General features: G+C 73.5%; 13 protein-coding genes and 1 tRNA gene. 10 read left to right on the forward strand and 4 right to left on the reverse strand.

Annotated elements, in window-relative coordinates; genetic code table 11:
* Nucleotide 1: 1 nt before the first annotated feature.
* The gene (locus tag ACZ3YO_RS32550; protein WP_465576581.1) at nt 2-2,203 is read right to left on the reverse strand and encodes a DUF4139 domain-containing protein; all 2,202 of its coding nucleotides are present in this window, start codon (nt 2,201-2,203) and stop codon (nt 2-4) included.
* A 420-nt stretch (nt 2,204-2,623) separates the two neighbouring features.
* Between ACZ3YO_RS32550 and ACZ3YO_RS32555 the strand changes: the two genes are divergently transcribed.
* The 3 genes from ACZ3YO_RS32555 to der all read left to right on the forward strand — a co-directional run bounded on the left by ACZ3YO_RS32555 (nt 2,624) and on the right by der (nt 6,456).
* The gene (locus ACZ3YO_RS32555) at nt 2,624-3,709 is read left to right on the forward strand and encodes a prephenate dehydrogenase (protein ID WP_465576584.1); all 1,086 of its coding nucleotides are present in this window, start codon (nt 2,624-2,626) and stop codon (nt 3,707-3,709) included.
* A gap of 332 nt (nt 3,710-4,041) precedes the next feature.
* Nucleotides 4,042-4,755 (forward strand): (d)CMP kinase, encoded by a 714-nt coding sequence (gene cmk / locus ACZ3YO_RS32560; protein ID WP_465576587.1) that lies wholly within the window; start codon nt 4,042-4,044, stop codon nt 4,753-4,755.
* Nucleotides 4,756-5,001: 246 nt separating this feature from the next.
* Nucleotides 5,002-6,456, forward strand: coding sequence for a ribosome biogenesis GTPase Der (gene der, locus ACZ3YO_RS32565; RefSeq protein WP_465551383.1), 1,455 nt, complete (start codon nt 5,002-5,004; stop codon nt 6,454-6,456).
* Nucleotides 6,457-6,644: 188 nt separating this feature from the next.
* On the opposite strand, the gene ACZ3YO_RS32570 is transcribed toward der, so the two are convergent.
* Together ACZ3YO_RS32570 and ACZ3YO_RS32575 are read right to left on the reverse strand one after the other, a co-directional pair.
* Nucleotides 6,645-7,394: a hypothetical protein gene (locus ACZ3YO_RS32570; protein ID WP_465576591.1), complete on the reverse strand. Its 750-nt coding sequence runs from the start codon at nt 7,392-7,394 to the stop codon at nt 6,645-6,647.
* 204 nt (nt 7,395-7,598) lie between these two features.
* Nucleotides 7,599-8,465 (reverse strand): hypothetical protein, encoded by an 867-nt coding sequence (locus tag ACZ3YO_RS32575; protein ID WP_465576593.1) that lies wholly within the window; start codon nt 8,463-8,465, stop codon nt 7,599-7,601.
* Nucleotides 8,466-9,205: 740 nt separating this feature from the next.
* On the opposite strand from ACZ3YO_RS32575, the gene ACZ3YO_RS32580 reads away from it, so the two are divergent.
* From ACZ3YO_RS32580 to ACZ3YO_RS32610, 7 genes are all read left to right on the forward strand, one after another.
* Nucleotides 9,206-10,000: a transglycosylase family protein gene (locus ACZ3YO_RS32580; protein WP_465576596.1), complete on the forward strand. Its 795-nt coding sequence runs from the start codon at nt 9,206-9,208 to the stop codon at nt 9,998-10,000.
* A 384-nt stretch (nt 10,001-10,384) separates the two neighbouring features.
* A complete protein-coding gene (locus ACZ3YO_RS32585; RefSeq protein WP_465576599.1) occupies nt 10,385-10,753 on the forward strand; it encodes a transglycosylase family protein in 369 nt (122 codons plus the stop codon).
* A 49-nt stretch (nt 10,754-10,802) separates the two neighbouring features.
* On the forward strand, nt 10,803-11,486 hold the full coding sequence (locus ACZ3YO_RS32590) for an alpha-ketoglutarate-dependent dioxygenase AlkB family protein (RefSeq protein WP_465576775.1): 684 nt from the start codon (nt 10,803-10,805) through the stop codon (nt 11,484-11,486).
* A 227-nt stretch (nt 11,487-11,713) separates the two neighbouring features.
* Nucleotides 11,714-12,574: an acyl-CoA thioesterase gene (locus ACZ3YO_RS32595; protein WP_396323578.1), complete on the forward strand. Its 861-nt coding sequence runs from the start codon at nt 11,714-11,716 to the stop codon at nt 12,572-12,574.
* 225 nt (nt 12,575-12,799) lie between these two features.
* On the forward strand, nt 12,800-13,591 hold the full coding sequence (locus tag ACZ3YO_RS32600) for a DUF1684 domain-containing protein (protein WP_465551372.1): 792 nt from the start codon (nt 12,800-12,802) through the stop codon (nt 13,589-13,591).
* 306 nt (nt 13,592-13,897) lie between these two features.
* Nucleotides 13,898-15,208, forward strand: a complete 1,311-nt coding sequence (locus ACZ3YO_RS32605) for an MFS transporter (RefSeq protein ID WP_465576603.1) — start codon at nt 13,898-13,900, stop codon at nt 15,206-15,208.
* A 134-nt stretch (nt 15,209-15,342) separates the two neighbouring features.
* Nucleotides 15,343-15,416 (forward strand) — tRNA-Pro (locus tag ACZ3YO_RS32610).
* A gap of 353 nt (nt 15,417-15,769) precedes the next feature.
* On the opposite strand, the gene ACZ3YO_RS32615 is transcribed toward ACZ3YO_RS32610, so the two are convergent.
* Nucleotides 15,770-16,855: a tyrosine-type recombinase/integrase gene (locus tag ACZ3YO_RS32615; RefSeq protein WP_465576606.1), complete on the reverse strand. Its 1,086-nt coding sequence runs from the start codon at nt 16,853-16,855 to the stop codon at nt 15,770-15,772.
* Nucleotides 16,856-17,115: the final 260 nt, after the last annotated feature.

Here is a 17,115-nt window from a genome sequence, read left to right on the forward strand (position 1 = left end):
TTCAGTTCCTCCGGCTTCCGCCGACGATGGCCTTTCCGGCCGGGATTCTGATCTGGTAGCCGCCGTCGAGCTCGGCCCGGCCGCCCGGTGGCAGTTCGACCCGCCAGAGCCGGGTGCTGGGCGGGCACTCCGGGGACGGCACGGCGGGTGCGTGCCAGTCGGCCCGCTCCTCGATCCGGATGTCGGCCTCGCGGCTGACCGGTACGCGCTCGCGGACCTCGACGGTGACGGCCTGGCCGAGCCGGTTCGCCAGCTCCACGTGCACGCGGTGGTCGAGCACGGTGCTGTTGTTCAGCATGCCCGCCGTGGACTCGCGCAGCTCGGTGCGGCGCGCGACCTCGATGCTCTCGGTGACGCCGGTGCCGAGCCGTTGCGTGCCGCCCGGCGCGAGGGTGGGCAGCGCCGCGGTGAGCAGGAACTCGCCGTCGACGGTGACCTCGACCGGCCCGGCCAGGACGGCCTGCGCGGTCCGGTTGGCGAGCACCAGCGTGCCGTACACCGTCTCCTCGACCGCCGGGACGGTGACGTACTCGGCGTGGACGGAGAGCGGGATCTCGCCGACGGTGACGGTGTGCCAGGTGCTGTCGGACGGGATGTCGGCGGGGGCGGCGGCGTCGAAGCGGTGGTCGAAGGAGCCGGCCGAGACGCGCGGCGGCACGGCGTGACGGGGGAGCGGCAGGGTGGTCACGGCCCGGGCGGCGGTGGCGGCCGGGGACGGGGCGCCGCCGGGACGGCCGGCGGAGGGCGGGCGGAGGGTGCCGCGGTGGTCGGCGGACGCCTCGGGTCCGGCCAGGACCAGGGCGGGGTAGTCGAGGAGCGCGGCGTCGGGGGCCGGGGGAGCGAACGGGGACTGCGCCCCGGTGTCCGCCTCGGCTTCGGCGCCCGCCAGGGCTTCGGCGCCCGCCAGGGCCTCGGTGGTCCAGGCGGGGGCGGCGGCCCGCGTGGTGCGGGCCCGGCGGGCGAGGGGGGGCGGGGCCGACGCGGCCGCCGGCGGGGCCGGCATCGGGGCCGGCATCGGGCCGCCGGGCTGCGGAGGCGGGGGCGGCGCGCCGTACCCGGCGAAGCCGGGGGTCGGCGGACCCGCCGCCTCGACGGCCCGGCGGCCACCCGGGCGCGCGGGGCGGGGTGCTGCCTGGGCGACGGGCATCGCGGGACTCGGCGGGGCGCCTCCGGCGACGGCGAGCGGGCGCCGGGGCGCGGGGCGGGGGCCGGCCGCCTCGTAGTCCGCGAAGAGGTCCGAGAGGCCGGCCGGGGGTTCGCGCCAGCCCGAGGGCGGAGCGGGGGGCTGGCTGCGGCCGATCCGGAGCGAGCGCAGCCGGGGAAGGTCGGTGCGGCGGTCGAGGTCGGCGGTCGAGAGGGCGAGGCGGACGCCGGTCCAGTCCTCGCCGGTGCGCTGGGCGACGGAGGCGCGCAGGACCAGCTGCCCGGTGTCCGAGCCCTGCCGGTACGACAGGCGGTAGGCGGGTACCCAGCGGGCGGCGGGGACGCCGTACTCGAGTTCGATGTCGAGTTCGGTGTGGAGTTCGGTGGGGGTTGGGGTGGGGGCCCCTGCGTCGGGGGTGGGCGGGGTGAGGGTGAGCAGGACGGTCACGGAGGTCTCCACGGGCTGGGCCGGCCCGGCGGTGGACGAGCGCTCCAGCCGGTCGGTGAGCAGCGCCGTCTCGTGTTCGGCGAGTTCGAGCTCCCGGGCCAGCTCCTCGGCCCGCAGGTGGAGCCGGGTGAGGCGGTCGTCGACGAACTCGGCCAGCTCCAGCCAGGCGTCGGCCGGGGTCCGGCGCAGTGGCTCGTCGCGTCGTCGCTGCGGCGGCACGGCGCGCAGCGCGGCGGTCTCGGCGATCGCGGTGAGGACCAGCCGGTGCCGCTCGCGGACCGCGTGCTCCTGCTCCCTGGCCTCCTCCAACTGCCGCTTCAGTTCGGGCAGTTCGGTGGGGCTTCGGAGTTCGGCGACCGGTTCGAGCCGGGCCTCGGTGACGGCGGCGCCGGGCGGGCCGTCGATCACCCGGGCCTGCAGCGACCGCCCGTCGATCACCCGAGGCAGACCGGTCAGCCGGAGCCGCCCGTCCGGTGGCAGGGTCACCCGGGCCCGCCGGCGGCAGACTGCGCCGGAGGCGTAGACCACGACGGAGTCGAGCACCGACGGGTGGGCCGGGACCGCCGGTCCGTCGGAGTGCTCCCTGTCGTCCGTGCTGTGCTGATCGTTCACCCGGTCTACCCCTTCGTTCGCGCCGCTCGCGCCGACTCGCGCGCTGCCGCCCCCTGAGCGGTCAGTCTGCCTCGCTTCGGCGTGGGCGTCCTCGGATTTCGCCCGTGCGTCCGGGCCCGTGTCCGGGCCCGGTTCTCCGTCCGTGCCTGCGTCTGCGTCCGTGCCTACGTGTGTGCCTGCCTCTGTGTCTGCCCCTGGGCCTGTCCCCGGGCCTGTCCCTGGGCCGGCGTCCGTGCTGGGTGAGGTCCTGTGCGAGCGGTCCTGTGCGAGCGGTCCTGTGCGTGAAAGGGGACGGGGACGCGATCGGAACGGTTGCGGACGGCCGGTGGGCACTGCCGGGCCGTGGCCGCAAGGGCGGTGGGGATGCGAGAGGATGGGCGCGCACGTCCAGGCCAGCCCCGTGAGGAGAGCCAACCCGTCATGCGCACTGCCGTCGTCGTCGGTACCGGACTCATCGGCACGTCCGCCGCGCTCGCCCTGACCGGCCGCGGACTGACCGTCCATCTGGAGGACGCCGACCCGGACGCGGCCCGCACCGCGGCCTCGCTCGGCGCCGGCACCACCGAACCCGCCGACGGCCCGGTGGACCTGGCGATCATCGCCGTGCCGCCCGCGCTGGTCGGCAAGGTGCTCGCCGACTGCCAGCGGCGCGGCCTGGCCCGCTGGTACACGGACGTCGCCAGTGTGAAGGCCGGGCCGCGTGCCGAGGTCGCCGCGCTGGGCTGCGACACCGTCCACTACATCGGCAGCCACCCGATGGCCGGGCGCGAGCGCTCGGGCCCGCTGGCCGCCCGCGCCGACCTGTTCGAGGGTCGGCCCTGGGTGCTCACCCCCACCACCGACACCGACACCGAGACGCTCAACGCCGTCCTGGAGCTGGTCGCCCTCTGCGGCGCTATGCCGATCGTGATGGACGCCGCCGCGCACGACCGCGCCGTCGCGCTGGTCTCGCACGCCCCGCAGCTGGTCTCCTCACTGGTCGCCGCCCGGCTGGAGAACGCCGACGAGACGGCCATAAGGCTCTCCGGCCAGGGCGTCCGGGACGTCACCCGGATCGCGGCCTCCAACCCCGGCATGTGGGTCGACATCCTCTCCGCCAACGCCGGCGCGGTCGCCGACATCCTGGAAGAGGTCGCCTCCGACCTCGGCGACACCGTCACCGCGCTGCGCGCGATGCAGGCCAACGGGGAGGGCGAGCGTCAGGCCGGCGCGGCCGGGATCGAGGCCGTGATGCGCCGCGGCAACACCGGCCAGGCCCGCATCCCCGGCAAGCACGGCGCGCCGCCCACCCGGTACGAGACGGTGGCCGTCGTGCTCGGCGACCAGCCGGGCGAGCTGGGCCGCCTCTTCGGCGAGGTCGGCGCGGCGGGCGTCAACATCGAGGACGTCGACATCGAGCACTCGACCGGCCAGCAGGTCGGCTTCGTCCAGCTGTCGGTCGCCCCGTCGGCGGTGAAGCCGTTGACGGCGGCACTGCGGTCGAGCGGGTGGAGCGTCCGGGACTGAGCCGGGCCCGGGCGGTGCGCGGCGCCGGGGTGACCGGTGCCGCCGGGGTCGCGGCTGATCCATGGCGGCGAGCGGTTGCGGTCGGTGCGGTCGGTGCGGTCGGTTCGATGGGGTTCGGACGGTTCGGACGGTTCGGACGGTTCGGCGGGTGTGGCGGGTTCGGCCAGGGGCTTGCTCGGGGCTTGCCGGGGCGTCGGGCGGGCCCGGAGAACGGGCGGGGCTGGGTCCGGCGGCAGTCCATTAACCTTGAGGGAGACATTCCCCGGTTTTCGCGCTGCGCGGATTCACGCCGCGCAGGTGCCGGGCCCCAGGATCAGAGAGAGGTTCGCCCCGTGGACACTGCCGACCGAGCGCACGCCCCGGTCGTCGTCGCCATCGACGGACCCTCCGGCTCCGGCAAGTCGACCGTCTCCCGGGCGGTCGCCGCCCGGCTCGGGCTGAGCTTCCTGGACACCGGTGCGATGTACCGGGCGATGACCTGGTGGATGCTGGCCAACGACATCGACGTCCACGACGCCGAGGCGGTGGCCGTCGCGTGCGGCAAGCCGGTGATCGTCTCCGGCACCGACGCGGACGGTCCGACGATCACCGTCGACGGGCAGGACGTCTCCGGTCCGATCCGCGGCCCCGAGGTCACCGCGCAGGTCAGCGCCGTGGCCGCGGTGCCGGCGGTGCGGGCTCGGCTGGTGGAGCTGCAGCGCGGCTGCGCCGAGGTCGCCGAGCGCGGCATCGTCGCCGAGGGCCGGGACATGGGCAGCGTGGTGTTCCCGGAGGCCACCGTCAAGGTCTTCCTGACCGCCTCCGAGGCGGCCCGCGCCGAGCGCCGGGCGGCCGAGCTGCGCGCCAAGGGGGTCGACGAGGCCACCATCACCGCGATGGCTGCCGACCTGGCCCGCCGGGACGCTGCCGACTCCTCGCGGAAGACCGCCCCGCTCACCCAGGCCGCGGACGCGGTGCTGGTGGACACCAGTGAGCTCACCCTGGAGCAGGTGATCGGCACGATCGCCGCGCTGGTGGAGGAACGGGCCGGGCTCTCGGCGGTCTGACCGTGGGATCCGGCTGTGAGGTCGGGCCGTGGGATCCGGCAGTGAGCTCCGGCCAAGGGCACCGACCGACGGCTCCGGCTCTCGGTCCGGCCTGTGGGCCGGACCGCGGCATGATCAACTGACCGCCGCGCCAAAGCGGGGCGCCACCGAGGCGCTTCGTTCGTAGTACTCGCGCTGCCCCGACCGGGGCAGGTACGCACGGCACGCCCCTGGGAAGGGCCGGGCCGGGAAATGGAAAACACGAACATGACCGCAGAGCACTCCGCCACCGGACACGGTGAGCTGGACGCCGCCGAGTACGCCGAGTTCATGGCGCTCGCCGCCGAGGAGGGTTTCGACCCCGAGGACGTGGACGGCCTCGGCGACGGCAGCCACGTGCCGCTGCCGGTGCTGGCCGTCGTCGGCCGCCCGAATGTCGGCAAGTCCACCCTGGTGAACCGCATCATCGGCCGCCGTGAGGCCGTCGTCGAGGACAAGCCGGGCGTCACCCGCGACCGCGTCAGCTACGAGGCCACCTGGAACGGCCGCCGCTTCAAGGTGGTCGACACCGGCGGCTGGGAGATCGACGTCCTCGGCATCGACGCCATGGTCGCCGCCCAGGCCGAGCTGGGCATCGAGACCGCCGACGCGGTGCTGTTCGTGGTCGACGCCACGGTCGGCGCGACGGACACCGACGAAGCCCTGATCAAGATCATCCGCCGGGCCGGCAAGCCGACCGTGCTCTGCGCCAACAAGGTCGACGGCCCGTCCACCGAGGCCGAGGCCGCCTACCTCTGGTCCCTTGGCCTCGGCGAGCCCTACCCCGTCTCGGCCCTTCACGGCCGTGGCTCCGGCGACCTGCTCGACGCCGTGATGGCCGCCCTGCCCGTGGCCCCGCCGCAGCTCTTCGGCGACCTCGCCCCCGGCGGCCCGCGCCGCGTCGCGCTGATCGGCCGGCCGAACGTCGGCAAGTCCAGCCTGCTGAACAAGGTCGCCGGCGAGGAGCGGGTGGTCGTCAACGAGCTGGCCGGCACCACCCGTGACCCGGTCGACGAGATGATCGAACTCGGCGGCAAGACCTGGAAGTTCGTGGACACCGCCGGTATCCGCCGCCGGGTCCACCTGACCGCCGGCGCCGACTTCTACGCCTCGCTGCGCACCTCCTCCGCGCTGGAGAAGGCCGAGGTCGCGGTCGTCCTGATCGACGCCAGCGAGACCCTCGCCGAGCAGGACACCCGGATCATCTCGATGGCCGTCGAGGCCGGCCGCGCCGTCGTCGTCGCCTACAACAAGTGGGACCAGCTGGACGAGGAGCGCCGCTACTACCTGGAGCGCGAGATCGAGCGCGACCTCGTCCAGGTGCAGTGGGCCCCCCGGGTCAACGTCTCGGCCCTCACCGGCCGGCACATGGAGAAGCTCGTCCCGGCGATCGAGACCGCGCTGGAGGGCTGGGAGACCCGCATCCCGACCGCCCGGCTGAACGCCTTCCTCGGCGAGCTGGTCGCGGCTCACCCGCACCCGATCCGCGGTGGCAAGCAGCCGCGCATCCTGTTCGGCACCCAGGCGGGCACCCGGCCGCCGCGCTTCGTGCTGTTCGCCTCGGGCTTCCTGGAGGCCGGCTACCGCCGCTTCGTCGAGCGCCGGCTGCGTGAGGAGTTCGGCTTCGTCGGGACGCCGATCTCGATCTCGGTGCGGGTGCGCGAGAAGCGCAAGAGGAAGTAACGGGAAGACGCGTAGGTCGTGGGGTGCGCCGGAGCAGCGGAAGCCGTGACGGGGCGCGCACATGACGCAGAGAGGCCCTGCCACTTCGGTGGCGGGGCCCTCTCTGCGTCGGGGTGCGGGTCGGGGGTTGCGGGCTCTGGGTGGCGTTGTGGCGTTGTGGTGTGGGCGCGGCGGGCTCGGGGCTCGGGTCAGTGGTGGTCGCTGCTGCGGCCCGGGGGGAGCGAGAGCAGGTTGCGGTGGCGGCCGACGGTGGCGGGCCCGCTGCCGGTGCCCATCGGGGCCGGGGTGGCTGCGGGCATCGGGTGCGGGACCGGCCCGAGGTAGCCGGCCGCCACCCAGCCCTGGCCGTTGGTGAACTGGGCGGCAGGCTGGGCGGGTTGGCCACCCTGGGTGGGGTGTCCGGGCTGCGCGGCCGGTCCGCCCGGGTGGCCGTGGGTGTCGTGCCGGCCGGCCGGGTCGGCGTGGCCGGTTCCGTCGCTGGTGGCGTTGGAGGTGCCGGAGGCGTTTGAGGCGTTGGCCGGGGTGTGCTGGGCGCCGCCGTGCGGGGTGTGGGCGGCGGGGTGGCTGCTGTGGCCGCTGTGGCCGCTGTGGGCGGTGAGGCCCGGGCCGGTCTGCTGGTTCGGCATGAACTGGGGGATGCCGAGGGCCTGGCCCGCGTACGTCTGGAACGCCTGCTGCTGCGGCGGGTACGGCCGAGGGTCGGCGAGCATCGGATAGCCGTTGTCCCGGACGGCGAACCCGGTGAACCTCAGGTTCTCCTCGCCGGAGCGGTCACCGGGCAGTGCCCGGAACAGTCGCCGGTACTCGGAGTACAGCTCGTCATAGATCGGCGTCGCCGAATGGGGGTGCTCCGCGTCGTACGACGGGCGCATGCCCGGGATCGCACGGGGGACGGTGGTGGACCGGCGGTGGGAGGCGGAGACGTCGTAGCTGTACACACAGGGGCCAACGAGTGAACCCGCCCGGGGATGCGGGTGGGCCTGCCCGGCCGGAGGCCGGCCGCATCGATCGGGGTGTCGATCGGTGCGGCCGGCCGGCCGGCCGTCGGCGGGGGTCGGGGGCCGGGGTCGGGGGCCGGGGTCGGGAGGGCTCGCAGCGGTTCAGGCGCGGATGCGGTGCGGCGGGCGCGGTGCGGGCGCGGCTCAGGTGCCTGCGAGCGGGAGGGAGGCGGCGACGACCTGGCCGAGGGCGACGGCACGCTCCAGCGCCTGACGGAGCAGGTCCTCGCGCGGCTGCCTGCCGACCATGCCGGCCGGGACCGCGTACATCGTCACCTCCGTCAGCTGGTTGGCGGCGAACCGCCAGGCGTCGGTGACCTGGAGCGGCTGGTGCGCCTGCCACCAGCCGGTGCTGCCGCCGGCCGCCGCCGGCTGGAGGATCGCGTGCAGCTTGCCCATCGCCACCAGCACCGACCAGCCGGCCAGCTGGTCCGGCGTCTTGTTGAGGTCGGTGACGGGCTGGAAGCCGGCGTCCTGGAGGAGGTCCAGGAACTCGTCGGTGCCGGAGGTGTTGCCCGGACGGCCGACCGGCCCGGTGGGCTCGACGACGAGCGAGGCGTGACCGGTGTCCCCGTGCAGGACCAGGCCGCAGGTGATGCCGAGGATGGCGGCCTGGCCGGGCGCGCTGGGCTGGGCGGGGGCGGGCTGGCCGGCGCCCGGGACTGCCGGGGCTGCCGGGCCCGGTACGACCGGGGTCGGGGCGAGGGCCGGCGTGGCTGCGGGGGTGTCGCCCTGGGCCTGGCTGATGCTGCGCACCGCGCCGACCAGTTGCTCCTCGGCGACCGGCACCACCTGGGAGGGGATGCAGCGGGCGTGGGCGAAGGCGAGCACCGCCGTCTCCTCGCCGACGAACAGCACGGTGCTGGTGGGCTCCTGGAGGGAGTCGCCGGGGGTGCGGCAGGAGGTGCACTCGTAGCTGTCGGGTGCGTGGGCGCCGCCGAGCAGGCGGTCGGCCTCGTCGTCGCCGATCTCGGATCGGACCTCGTCGCTGACGTCGAGCATGCGCGGCACTGGGACTCCTCGGGTGTCGGGTTTGTCGCGGGCGGGGGTGGGGGCGGAGGTGGGGGCGGGGTGGTGCGAACGGGGCGGTGGGTGGGGCCGGGGCGGGTGGGCGAAACGGGTCGGTCTGTCAGGGCGGTGTGTCGGCTCGGTTCTCGGAGCCGTCCTCGGGACCGTCCAGGACTGTTCGGGACTGTCCGAGTGGCCGATTCCGGCCGCCTTTACCAACGGACCCCTGTGGCAGGGGTCACGGGTGGGCGCCGAGGCTGACGGGAATTGCCTCTGAATCGATCGCACTGCGTGTTCTGGTGCTCGCAATCTGTCGATGTCGATGACAGGCCTGCCGGAATGAAGCGGTGAGGTGGGTCACGGCTCGGAGATGTTTGATCTAGGAAATGACGGTTAAATCGGACATTTAGGGCACGATTGCATGGTCGTTACCGTGGGTAACGCCTGCCTGAGCTGGGCAGACCGCCGGTTGTTTGGTTCCCCGGCTGCCGACTCGTAGCTTCATTGGCGGTGCAACGAGCACCACCCGGGTTCACCCCCGACGCACAGCCCGCCGGTTCACCCGGCGCCGGCAGTGCCCGCCGATGCGACCGCTCGAACAGGTCCCCGGTGCGTGGCGGGTGGCCAGGGCGGCGCGGCACGTCCGACACGTGCCCGGCCGCCCGACGGACGCGGCGAGCGAAATCGACCCCCTTCGAGGGCTTGGTTCCGCATGCCCGCCCGGGGCTGTCGAGAGGAACCCCATGACCTTCCGTAACGAGTCCGCCGCTGCCACCACCTCCACCGTCACCAAGCGCAACCGCGTTCGGATGGCTGTCGTGGCGGGCGCCGCTGTCGCGGCCCTGCCGGTGGCCGGCCTCGTCACGGCCACCTCGGCCTCCGCCGCCTCCGTCTCCACCTGGGACGCCGTCGCCCAGTGCGAGAGCGGCGGCAACTGGGCCATCAACACCGGCAACGGGTTCTACGGCGGTCTGCAGTTCACCTCCAGCACCTGGGCCGCCTTCGGCGGCACCGCCTTCGCCTCGCAGGCCAACCTGGCCACCAAGGCGCAGCAGATCTCCATCGCCGAGAAGGTCCTCGCCTCGCAGGGCCCGGGCGCCTGGCCCGTGTGCTCCGTCAAGGCCGGTCTGACCAAGGGTGGCGCCCCCGCCGCCGTCGACACCTCCGCCGCCGCGAAGCCGGCCGCCCCGGCTGCCACCGCCGCGCCGAAGGCCGCGCCGGCCCCCAAGGCCGCCGAGGCTCCGAAGACCGCCGCCCCGAAGGCCGCCGAGGCCCCGAAGGCTGCCGTCGCCGCGCCGAAGTCCTCGGACTCCGCCAAGTCGTGGAAGTCCGACAACGCCGCGAAGTCCGGCAAGGCCGCGACCTCGAACGACGCCCAGCCGGTCGCGGGTGGCAACTACACCGTCAAGTCCGGTGACACCCTGAGCACCATCGCGGCTGCCAAGGGCATCGACTGGCACACCCTGTACAACAACAACACCAAGGTCATCGGCGGCAACCCCGACCTGATCTTCCCGGGCCAGACCCTGACTGTCTGATCCGTCTGATCCGCCTGATCCGTCTGATCCAGCCGATCGAGGTCGGCCTGGACCGGGGTCGGCTTGGATCGGGCTCGGCCTGGACCGGGGCCGGACTGATCGCGGGTCGGACTGAAGGCGGGTCCGTGTGACCCCGCGTCATTCCGCCCAGGATCCGACGGACCCTGGGCCGGCCCACTACTGGTCCGGTCGACCCCGGGGCCGACCGATTCGTTGGTGGCGCGCCACTCCGGACGTACTGTCCGCCCGGCCGCTTCTCCGCTGTGCGGGGGAGCGGCCGTCGGCGTGTCCGGCGTGTCGGGACGGGCCGGGGCGGTGCGCGCCTAGGGTCGGCTGCTGTGCCTTCTCAGCGTTCATGGGATCAGCCGTGAATCCTTCGTACGTATGGGCAGTCCGGCGCGGGTCTTCACCGCGCTCGCCGCTGTCCTGATACTGACCGTAGGCGCGGTGTCCGGTCGGCAGGCCCAGGCCGCCTCGACCGTCGCGGACCTGGTCTGGGACGACCTCGCCGAGTGCGAGAGCGGTGGTGACTGGCAGGCGAACACCGGCAACGGCTATTTCGGCGGGCTGCAGATCTGGCCTCCGACCTGGGAGGAGGCGGGCGGTCTGCGGTACGCCGACCGGCCCGACCTTGCGAGCCGGCGCCAGCAGACCACCGTCGCCGAGGAGATCCTCCGGATGCAGGGGTGGGATGCCTGGCCGGTCTGCGCCCGGGAGATCGGGATGATCGGCGAGGCGCCGGAGGAGCGGTGAGCGGTGGCGGGTCCCGCTTGTCGGAGGGGTGCGCGAGGATGGTGGGGTGATCCAGGGCGAGCTGTTCGGCGAGGGCTCCGGCGCCGGCACGTCACGTGAGCGGTCCGAGCCCGCGCCCGGCGCCGTGCTCGTCCCCGGCTGGCTGGACGCCGCCGCCCAGCTGCGCCTGGTCGCCGCCTGCCGGGAGTGGGCCCGCCCGCCGGCCGGTCTGCACACCGTCCGGATGCCGACCGGCGGCCTGATGTCCGTGCAGATGGTCAGCCTGGGGTGGCATTGGTTTCCGTACGGCTACCGCCGGACCGCTGCCGACGGCACGCCGGTCAAGGCGTTCCCGCCGGAGCTCGGCCGGTTGGCCCGCCGGGCCGTCGCGGACGCCTACGGCGGGGCGGCCGGCGAGATCGCGGGTGCGGCCGGCTACGAGCCGGACATCGCCATCGTCAACCACTACCCGCACGGCGCGAAGATGGGTCTGCACCAGGACCGCGACGAGCGGACCGACGCCCCCGTGGTGTCGCTGTCGCTCGGCGACACCTGCGTCTTCCGGCTCGGCAACACCGAGACCCGAACCCGTCCGTGGACCGACCTGGAGTTGCAGAGCGGCGACCTGCTGGTCTTCGGCGGCCCGTCCCGGTTCTCCTACCACGGCGTGGTGCGCACCCTGCCCGGCACGGCGGATCCGGCGCTCGGCCTGACCGGGCGGCTCAACATCACCGTCCGCCGGTCCGGTCTCTGAGCGCTTGCGGGAACGGTCCGCCGCCCGCCGTCGGCCGCCCGCCGCCCGCCGTCGGCGTTCGAGAGAGTGGGACCTCGTTCGAGTGAACGGTGGAAGGTGCCCCCGGTGTCGGGAATGCCCGGGCTCGCTGGAGAATTCGATGGGGCGGGAGAATTCGAGAACACGGGCGTCGGCGGCCAGGCGGAAGACCTCCGTCCGGACCGGCCGTCCGGAGAGGAAGTGCACGCATGGGTACCCCCGTCGACGAGCTTGTCGAACTGCTGGACCTTGAGCAGATCGAACTGAACATCTTCCGCGGGCGCAGCCCCGAGGAGGCGCTCCAGCGGACGTTCGGCGGCCAGGTCGCCGGACAGGCGCTGGTTGCGGCGGGGCGCACGGTGGACGGCGAGCGCCCCGTCCACTCGCTGCACGCCTATTTCCTGCGCCCCGGCGTGCCCGGCGTGCCGATCGTCTACCAGGTGGACCGGATCCGGGACGGCCGCTCCTTCACCACCCGCCGGGTGCTGGCCATCCAGGGCGGCCGGTCGATCTTCGCCCTCACCGCCGACTTCCACCTCCCCGAGGAGGGCGGCATCGAGCACCAGTACCCGATGCCCGAGGTCGCCGCCCCCGAGGACCTGCCCAGCGCGCTGGAGGAGGTCGGCTCCCGCCTCGGCGAGCTGCCCCCGTTCATCAGCCGCCGGCAGCCGTTCGACATCCGGTATGTCGACCGGCTGCGCTGGAGCAAGGAGGAGCTGGCCGGTGTCGAGGCCCGCAGTGGCGTCTGGCTGCGGACCAACGGCGCCCTGCCCGACGACCCGCTGATCCACGTCTGCGCCCTCACCTACGCCAGCGACATGACGCTGCTGGACGCCGTCCGCGCCCCCGTGGAGCCCCTCTGGGGCAGACGCCACTTCGACATGGCCTCGCTCGACCACGCCATGTGGTTCCACCGGCCGTTCCGGACCGACGACTGGCTGCTCTACCAGCAGGAGTCCCCGATCGCGCACGCCGGCCGCGGCCTGGCACGCGGGCAGATCTACGACCGCAGCGGGCAGCTGGTGGTCTCCGTGGTGCAGGAGGGCCTGTTCCGGCCGCTCAAGGGCTGATCCCCGGCCGGGATGATCTGCTGCCGTGATCGGTGTTGAGGTGGTGACGGACGCGTGAAGGCGTCGACGGACACGTCGAGGCGTCGTCGGAGGCGTCGAGGCGTCGTCGGAGGCGTCGAGGCGTCGGGCGTCGGGGCGTCGGGGCGCCGTCGGACGCGTCGAGGTCGATGGTGTTGTCGGACAGGGACGGCCTGCGGGTCGTGGACCGGAGCGGGAGGTACGCCGATGACGGCGACAGCCGCGGAGGAATGGAAGCACTGGAGCGACAACCGGGCGGCGGCGGTGAGCACGCCGCACGGCCAGCTGGCTCTCACCGGTACGCACTGGCTGGAGCCCGAGCCCACCGAGGTCCCCGGCCTGCCCGGCCTCTGGTGGGCCGACGCCGAGGGCGCCCGGGTCCGGGCGGCGGCGGCCGACGGGATCACCGTCACCGGTGCGCCGGCTCCCGTCGACGGTGAGGCGCTGCTCCGACCGGACACCGACCCGGCCGCCGACACCGCCTCGCTGGGCGAGTTGCGCCTCGCCCCGATCGAGCGCGAGGGCGAGCTGGCCCTGCGGGTCTTCGACCCGGCCGCACCGCGCCGGGCCTCCTTCGCCGGCATCTCCGCGTACCCCTACTCGCCGGAGTGGGCCGTCCCGGCGGTCTACACCCCGTTCGAGGGCGGCGACGATCAGGTTGTCGTCGTCCCCAACGCGGACGGCAAGGACCGCCCGCTGGCCGTCACCGGCCGGATCGCCTTCACCGTCGCGGGCGAGCACCGGACCCTGACCGTCAGCCACGCGGGCAACCGCCTCACCGGCGTCATCGCCGACGCCACCAGCGGGACGGACACCTATCGCTTCCGCTTCATCACCCTGCCCGCCCCGGAGGCGGACGGTCACACGGTGTTCGACCTCAACCGCGCCTACCTGCCGCCGTGCGCCTTCTCGGATCACTTCATCTGCCCCTTCCCGCCGCCGGGCAACCGGCTGGACTTCGCGGTCGAGGCGGGGGAGAAGCAGGTGTTGACCCGGTAGGGGCGCTGGGGGCGGGGCCTGGGGTCGGGGGTCGGGTCGCGGTCGGGCCCTCAGTCGGGGCTGCGGTGAGCGCTGTCGTGGCGGGCTGTTGCCGGAGCCGCCCCGGAGCCGCCCCGGTGGCGGGCCGAGCGGTGGGCAGGGTGAGTATGGGGGACTGTGTCGACCAATCATCCTGCCAATTCGGCGGCCGGTCCCGCTTCGTCCGGCGCCGGGCCTGTCCCGTCCGGCGCCGAGCCTGTCCCGTCCGGCGCCGAGCCTGCTCTGTCCGAGCCCCCCGGGTCCAAGCCTCCTGTGTCCGAGCCTCCTGTGTCCGCCTCTGCCTCGTGCCGCAGTGCCGAGGCTCCCGCGTCCGAGCCGGAGGCCTCCGCCCCGCCGTGGTACCGCCGGGTCACCCGCGGGGCCTTCGCCGACCTCAGCCCGCTGCGCGACAACGCCGACTACCGGCGGGTGTGGTTCGGCCAGGCCGTCTCGTCGATCGGCCAGCAGATGACGGCCGTCGCCGTCTCCGTCCAGGTCTACGACCTGACCGGCTCCAGCTTCGCCACCGGCCTGGTCGGGCTCTTCTCCCTCTTCCCGCTGATCGCCTTCGGCCTCTACGGCGGCGCCATCGCCGACACTGTGGACCGCCGCCGCCTCGGACTGATCGGGTCCGCCGGGCTCGCGGCCGTGTCCGCCGTCCTGGCCGCCCAGGCACTCGCCGGACTCGGCCTGGTCGCCGTCCTCTACGCGGCCGTGGCAGTCCAGGCCGGCTTCTTCGCGCTCAGCTCGCCCGCCCGCTCGGCGATGATCCCGCGCCTCGTCCCGAGCCACCAGCTCCCCGCCGCCAACGCCCTGAACACCGTCAGCATGAACCTCGGCCTCACCGTCGGCCCCATGCTCGGCGGCGTCCTCATCGGCGGCTACGGAGCCCAGGCCGCCTACCTGGTCGACACCGTCGCCTTCGCCGCCACCCTCTACGCGATGTGGCGCCTGCCCGCCATGCGCCCCCTCGCTGAACGCAAGGGCCGCGCCTCCGTCCTCGACGGCCTGCGCTTCCTGCGCGAGCAGCCCAACCTGCGCACCAGCTTCCTCGCCGACTTGGCCGCGATGATCTTCGGCATGCCGCGCGCCCTCTTCCCGGCCATCGCCGTCACCTTCTATGGCGGCGACGCCCGCACCGTCGGCCTCCTGGTCTCCGCCCCCGCCGTCGGTGCCCTGATCGGCGCCCTCTTCTCCGGCTGGGTCAGCCGGGTCAACCGCCAGGGCGTGGCCGTCCTCGCCTCCGTCGCCGCCTGGGGCCTCGCCATCGCCGCCTTCGGCCTGGTCCGCAACCTCTGGCTCGGCCTCCTCTTCCTCGCCGTCGCCGGCTGCGCCGACACCGTCAGCATGATCTTCCGCAACACGATGATGCAGGTCGCCGCCCCCGACGAGATGCGCGGCCGCCTCCAGGGCATCTTCGTCGTCGTCGTCGCCGGCGGCCCCCGCCTCGGCGACTTCGAGTCCGGCGCGGTCGCCTCCCTCACCAGCCCGGCGGCCTCCGTCATCAGCGGCGGCCTCGCCTGCGTCGCCGCCATCGTCCTCCTCGCCGCCCGCCGCCCGGCCTTCCTCCGCTACGACGCCCGCCAGCCCACCCCCTGACCCCGCGCCCCACCAAACCTGGCAGCGAGCACCCCCCGACGTGCTGTATTGTTTTCCACGTCGCCGGGACACCGGGGACAAGGTCGAGAAGCCCACAGCAGAGCCCCCCAGGCTCCGCCAGGGCGCCGAGACCACGGGACGTGGCGCAGCTTGGTAGCGCACTTGACTGGGGGTCAAGGGGTCGCAGGTTCAAATCCTGTCGTCCCGACTTGCATCACTGCAGGTCAGAGGCCGTTTCCGCCGGATGGCGGGGACGGCCTTCGTGGTTGGTGGTCGCAGTGTGGTCGTGAACGCCCGTTCACGTCGCGCTCGGAGGCACTACCTGCACTCGGGAGCTCCCTCAGGGTGGCTGGCTCGTCCTTCGCTGGCGAGTTGAGCGCAGCTGACAGGCTGTTCGGACGCGGTTCGGCCTCGGAGTGACGTTGATTCTTTCTGTGGGCGGGGCATGCCTGTGAGACCCGCGGCATCCGTTTGTGGGCGGTTGCTTGAGTGGACGTCAGCTGTGGACCGGCTGCCCGGTGTTCTGTGTACCCCTGGCAGTGGGACGTGGCTGTAGCGCCGTCAGGCGGCGTGGCTGAAGAGCGGGTTCGGTGCCGGGCCGCTGAGGGCGAGGACGTCAACGCCGCGCGCGCGGGCTTCGACGAGGCAGAGCCTGGCTTCGATGGTGTGGACCGCGGCCATCGCCACTTCCCAGGTCAGGTGGCCGTAGATGTTCGCAGTGGTCGAGAGCGTGGAGTGCCACAGCGTCTTGGAGATGACCGCCATGGAGACGTTGCCCTCCAGGGCGAGGGGCGCGGCAAGGTGCCGCAGGTCGTGGATGGTCACGTGGGGCAGGCCGGCCTGCTTGCGCAGCTCGTGGAAGCGCTGGCGGACCGCGGCCGGGTGAAGGGGCTTGCCGTCCGCGCCCTGGAAGACATGGTCGTTGCCGGTGGAGGTACTCCTGGCCATAGCGCGCTGGAGGGCGGCGGCGACGCGCTCCGACAGGGGCACCCAGTTGCGGCTCTTCTTCGTCTTCGGTGCGGTCAGGACGAGTTCGTGGTTGTCGATGGCGGAGAGGGTGTGGCGGATATACATGACGCGGTCGTCGATCCGCACGCACTGGCGTTGAAGCCCGAGTGCCTCGCCCTTGCGCAGGCCGGTTCCGATGATGACCTCGAAGAGGTCGGCGAAGGCGGGTTCGACGTCGCGGCAGTGGGTGAGGAAGGTGACGGCCTGCTCGGCGCTCCAGGGGACGCGTTCGTCGGGGCGGGGCCGGCGCATGGGCAGGGGCTGGGCCGCGTTGTAGGGGGGCCGGTGGGTGCGGACGGCGGTGCCCAGGGCGCTGGAGAGAGTGGCCAGGCAGTGGTAGACGGCTTGGCGGCCGCGGCCGGACTCGAGCTGCTCGTGCGCGTAGGCGGCGATGTGGTCGTGGGCGAGCTCCTCCAGGCGTATCTTGCCGAACACGGGGATCAACTCGCAGAGCACGTAGGTACGGTAGCGGGCGAACGTGGTGGGCTTGAGCAGGAACTCCATCGACTTCAGCCACTTGGAGAGATAGGCGGCCACCGTCTCGTGCGGGTCGGCGTCGAAGCCCAGCTGACGGCCTTCGAGGAAGCGGCGCAGCGCGCTCTCGGCGGTGAAGTCGTCCTCGAAACCGCCGCGCCGCACCGTGCGCCTGCGACCGCTGAGCGAGGGGATGTCGACGGCGAAGGTCCACGTGCCGTGCCCCTCCTCGACCAGGCGCGGGCATCCGGCGCCGAGCTAGCGCCGAGCCGTCGCGGCACCCGCACCGACGGTAGACCCGACCCCGCCGCCGCCCCGAACTGCGCACCACTTTCTCCTGCCTCCTGTGGTCCTGACGTTCTCAATCAGCCCGCGAGGCTACAGATTTCACGTCTGGATGGCCGACCGCGACCACCATGCGATCA

The sequence above is a fragment of the Kitasatospora sp. NPDC022785 genome (assembly GCF_055561295.1).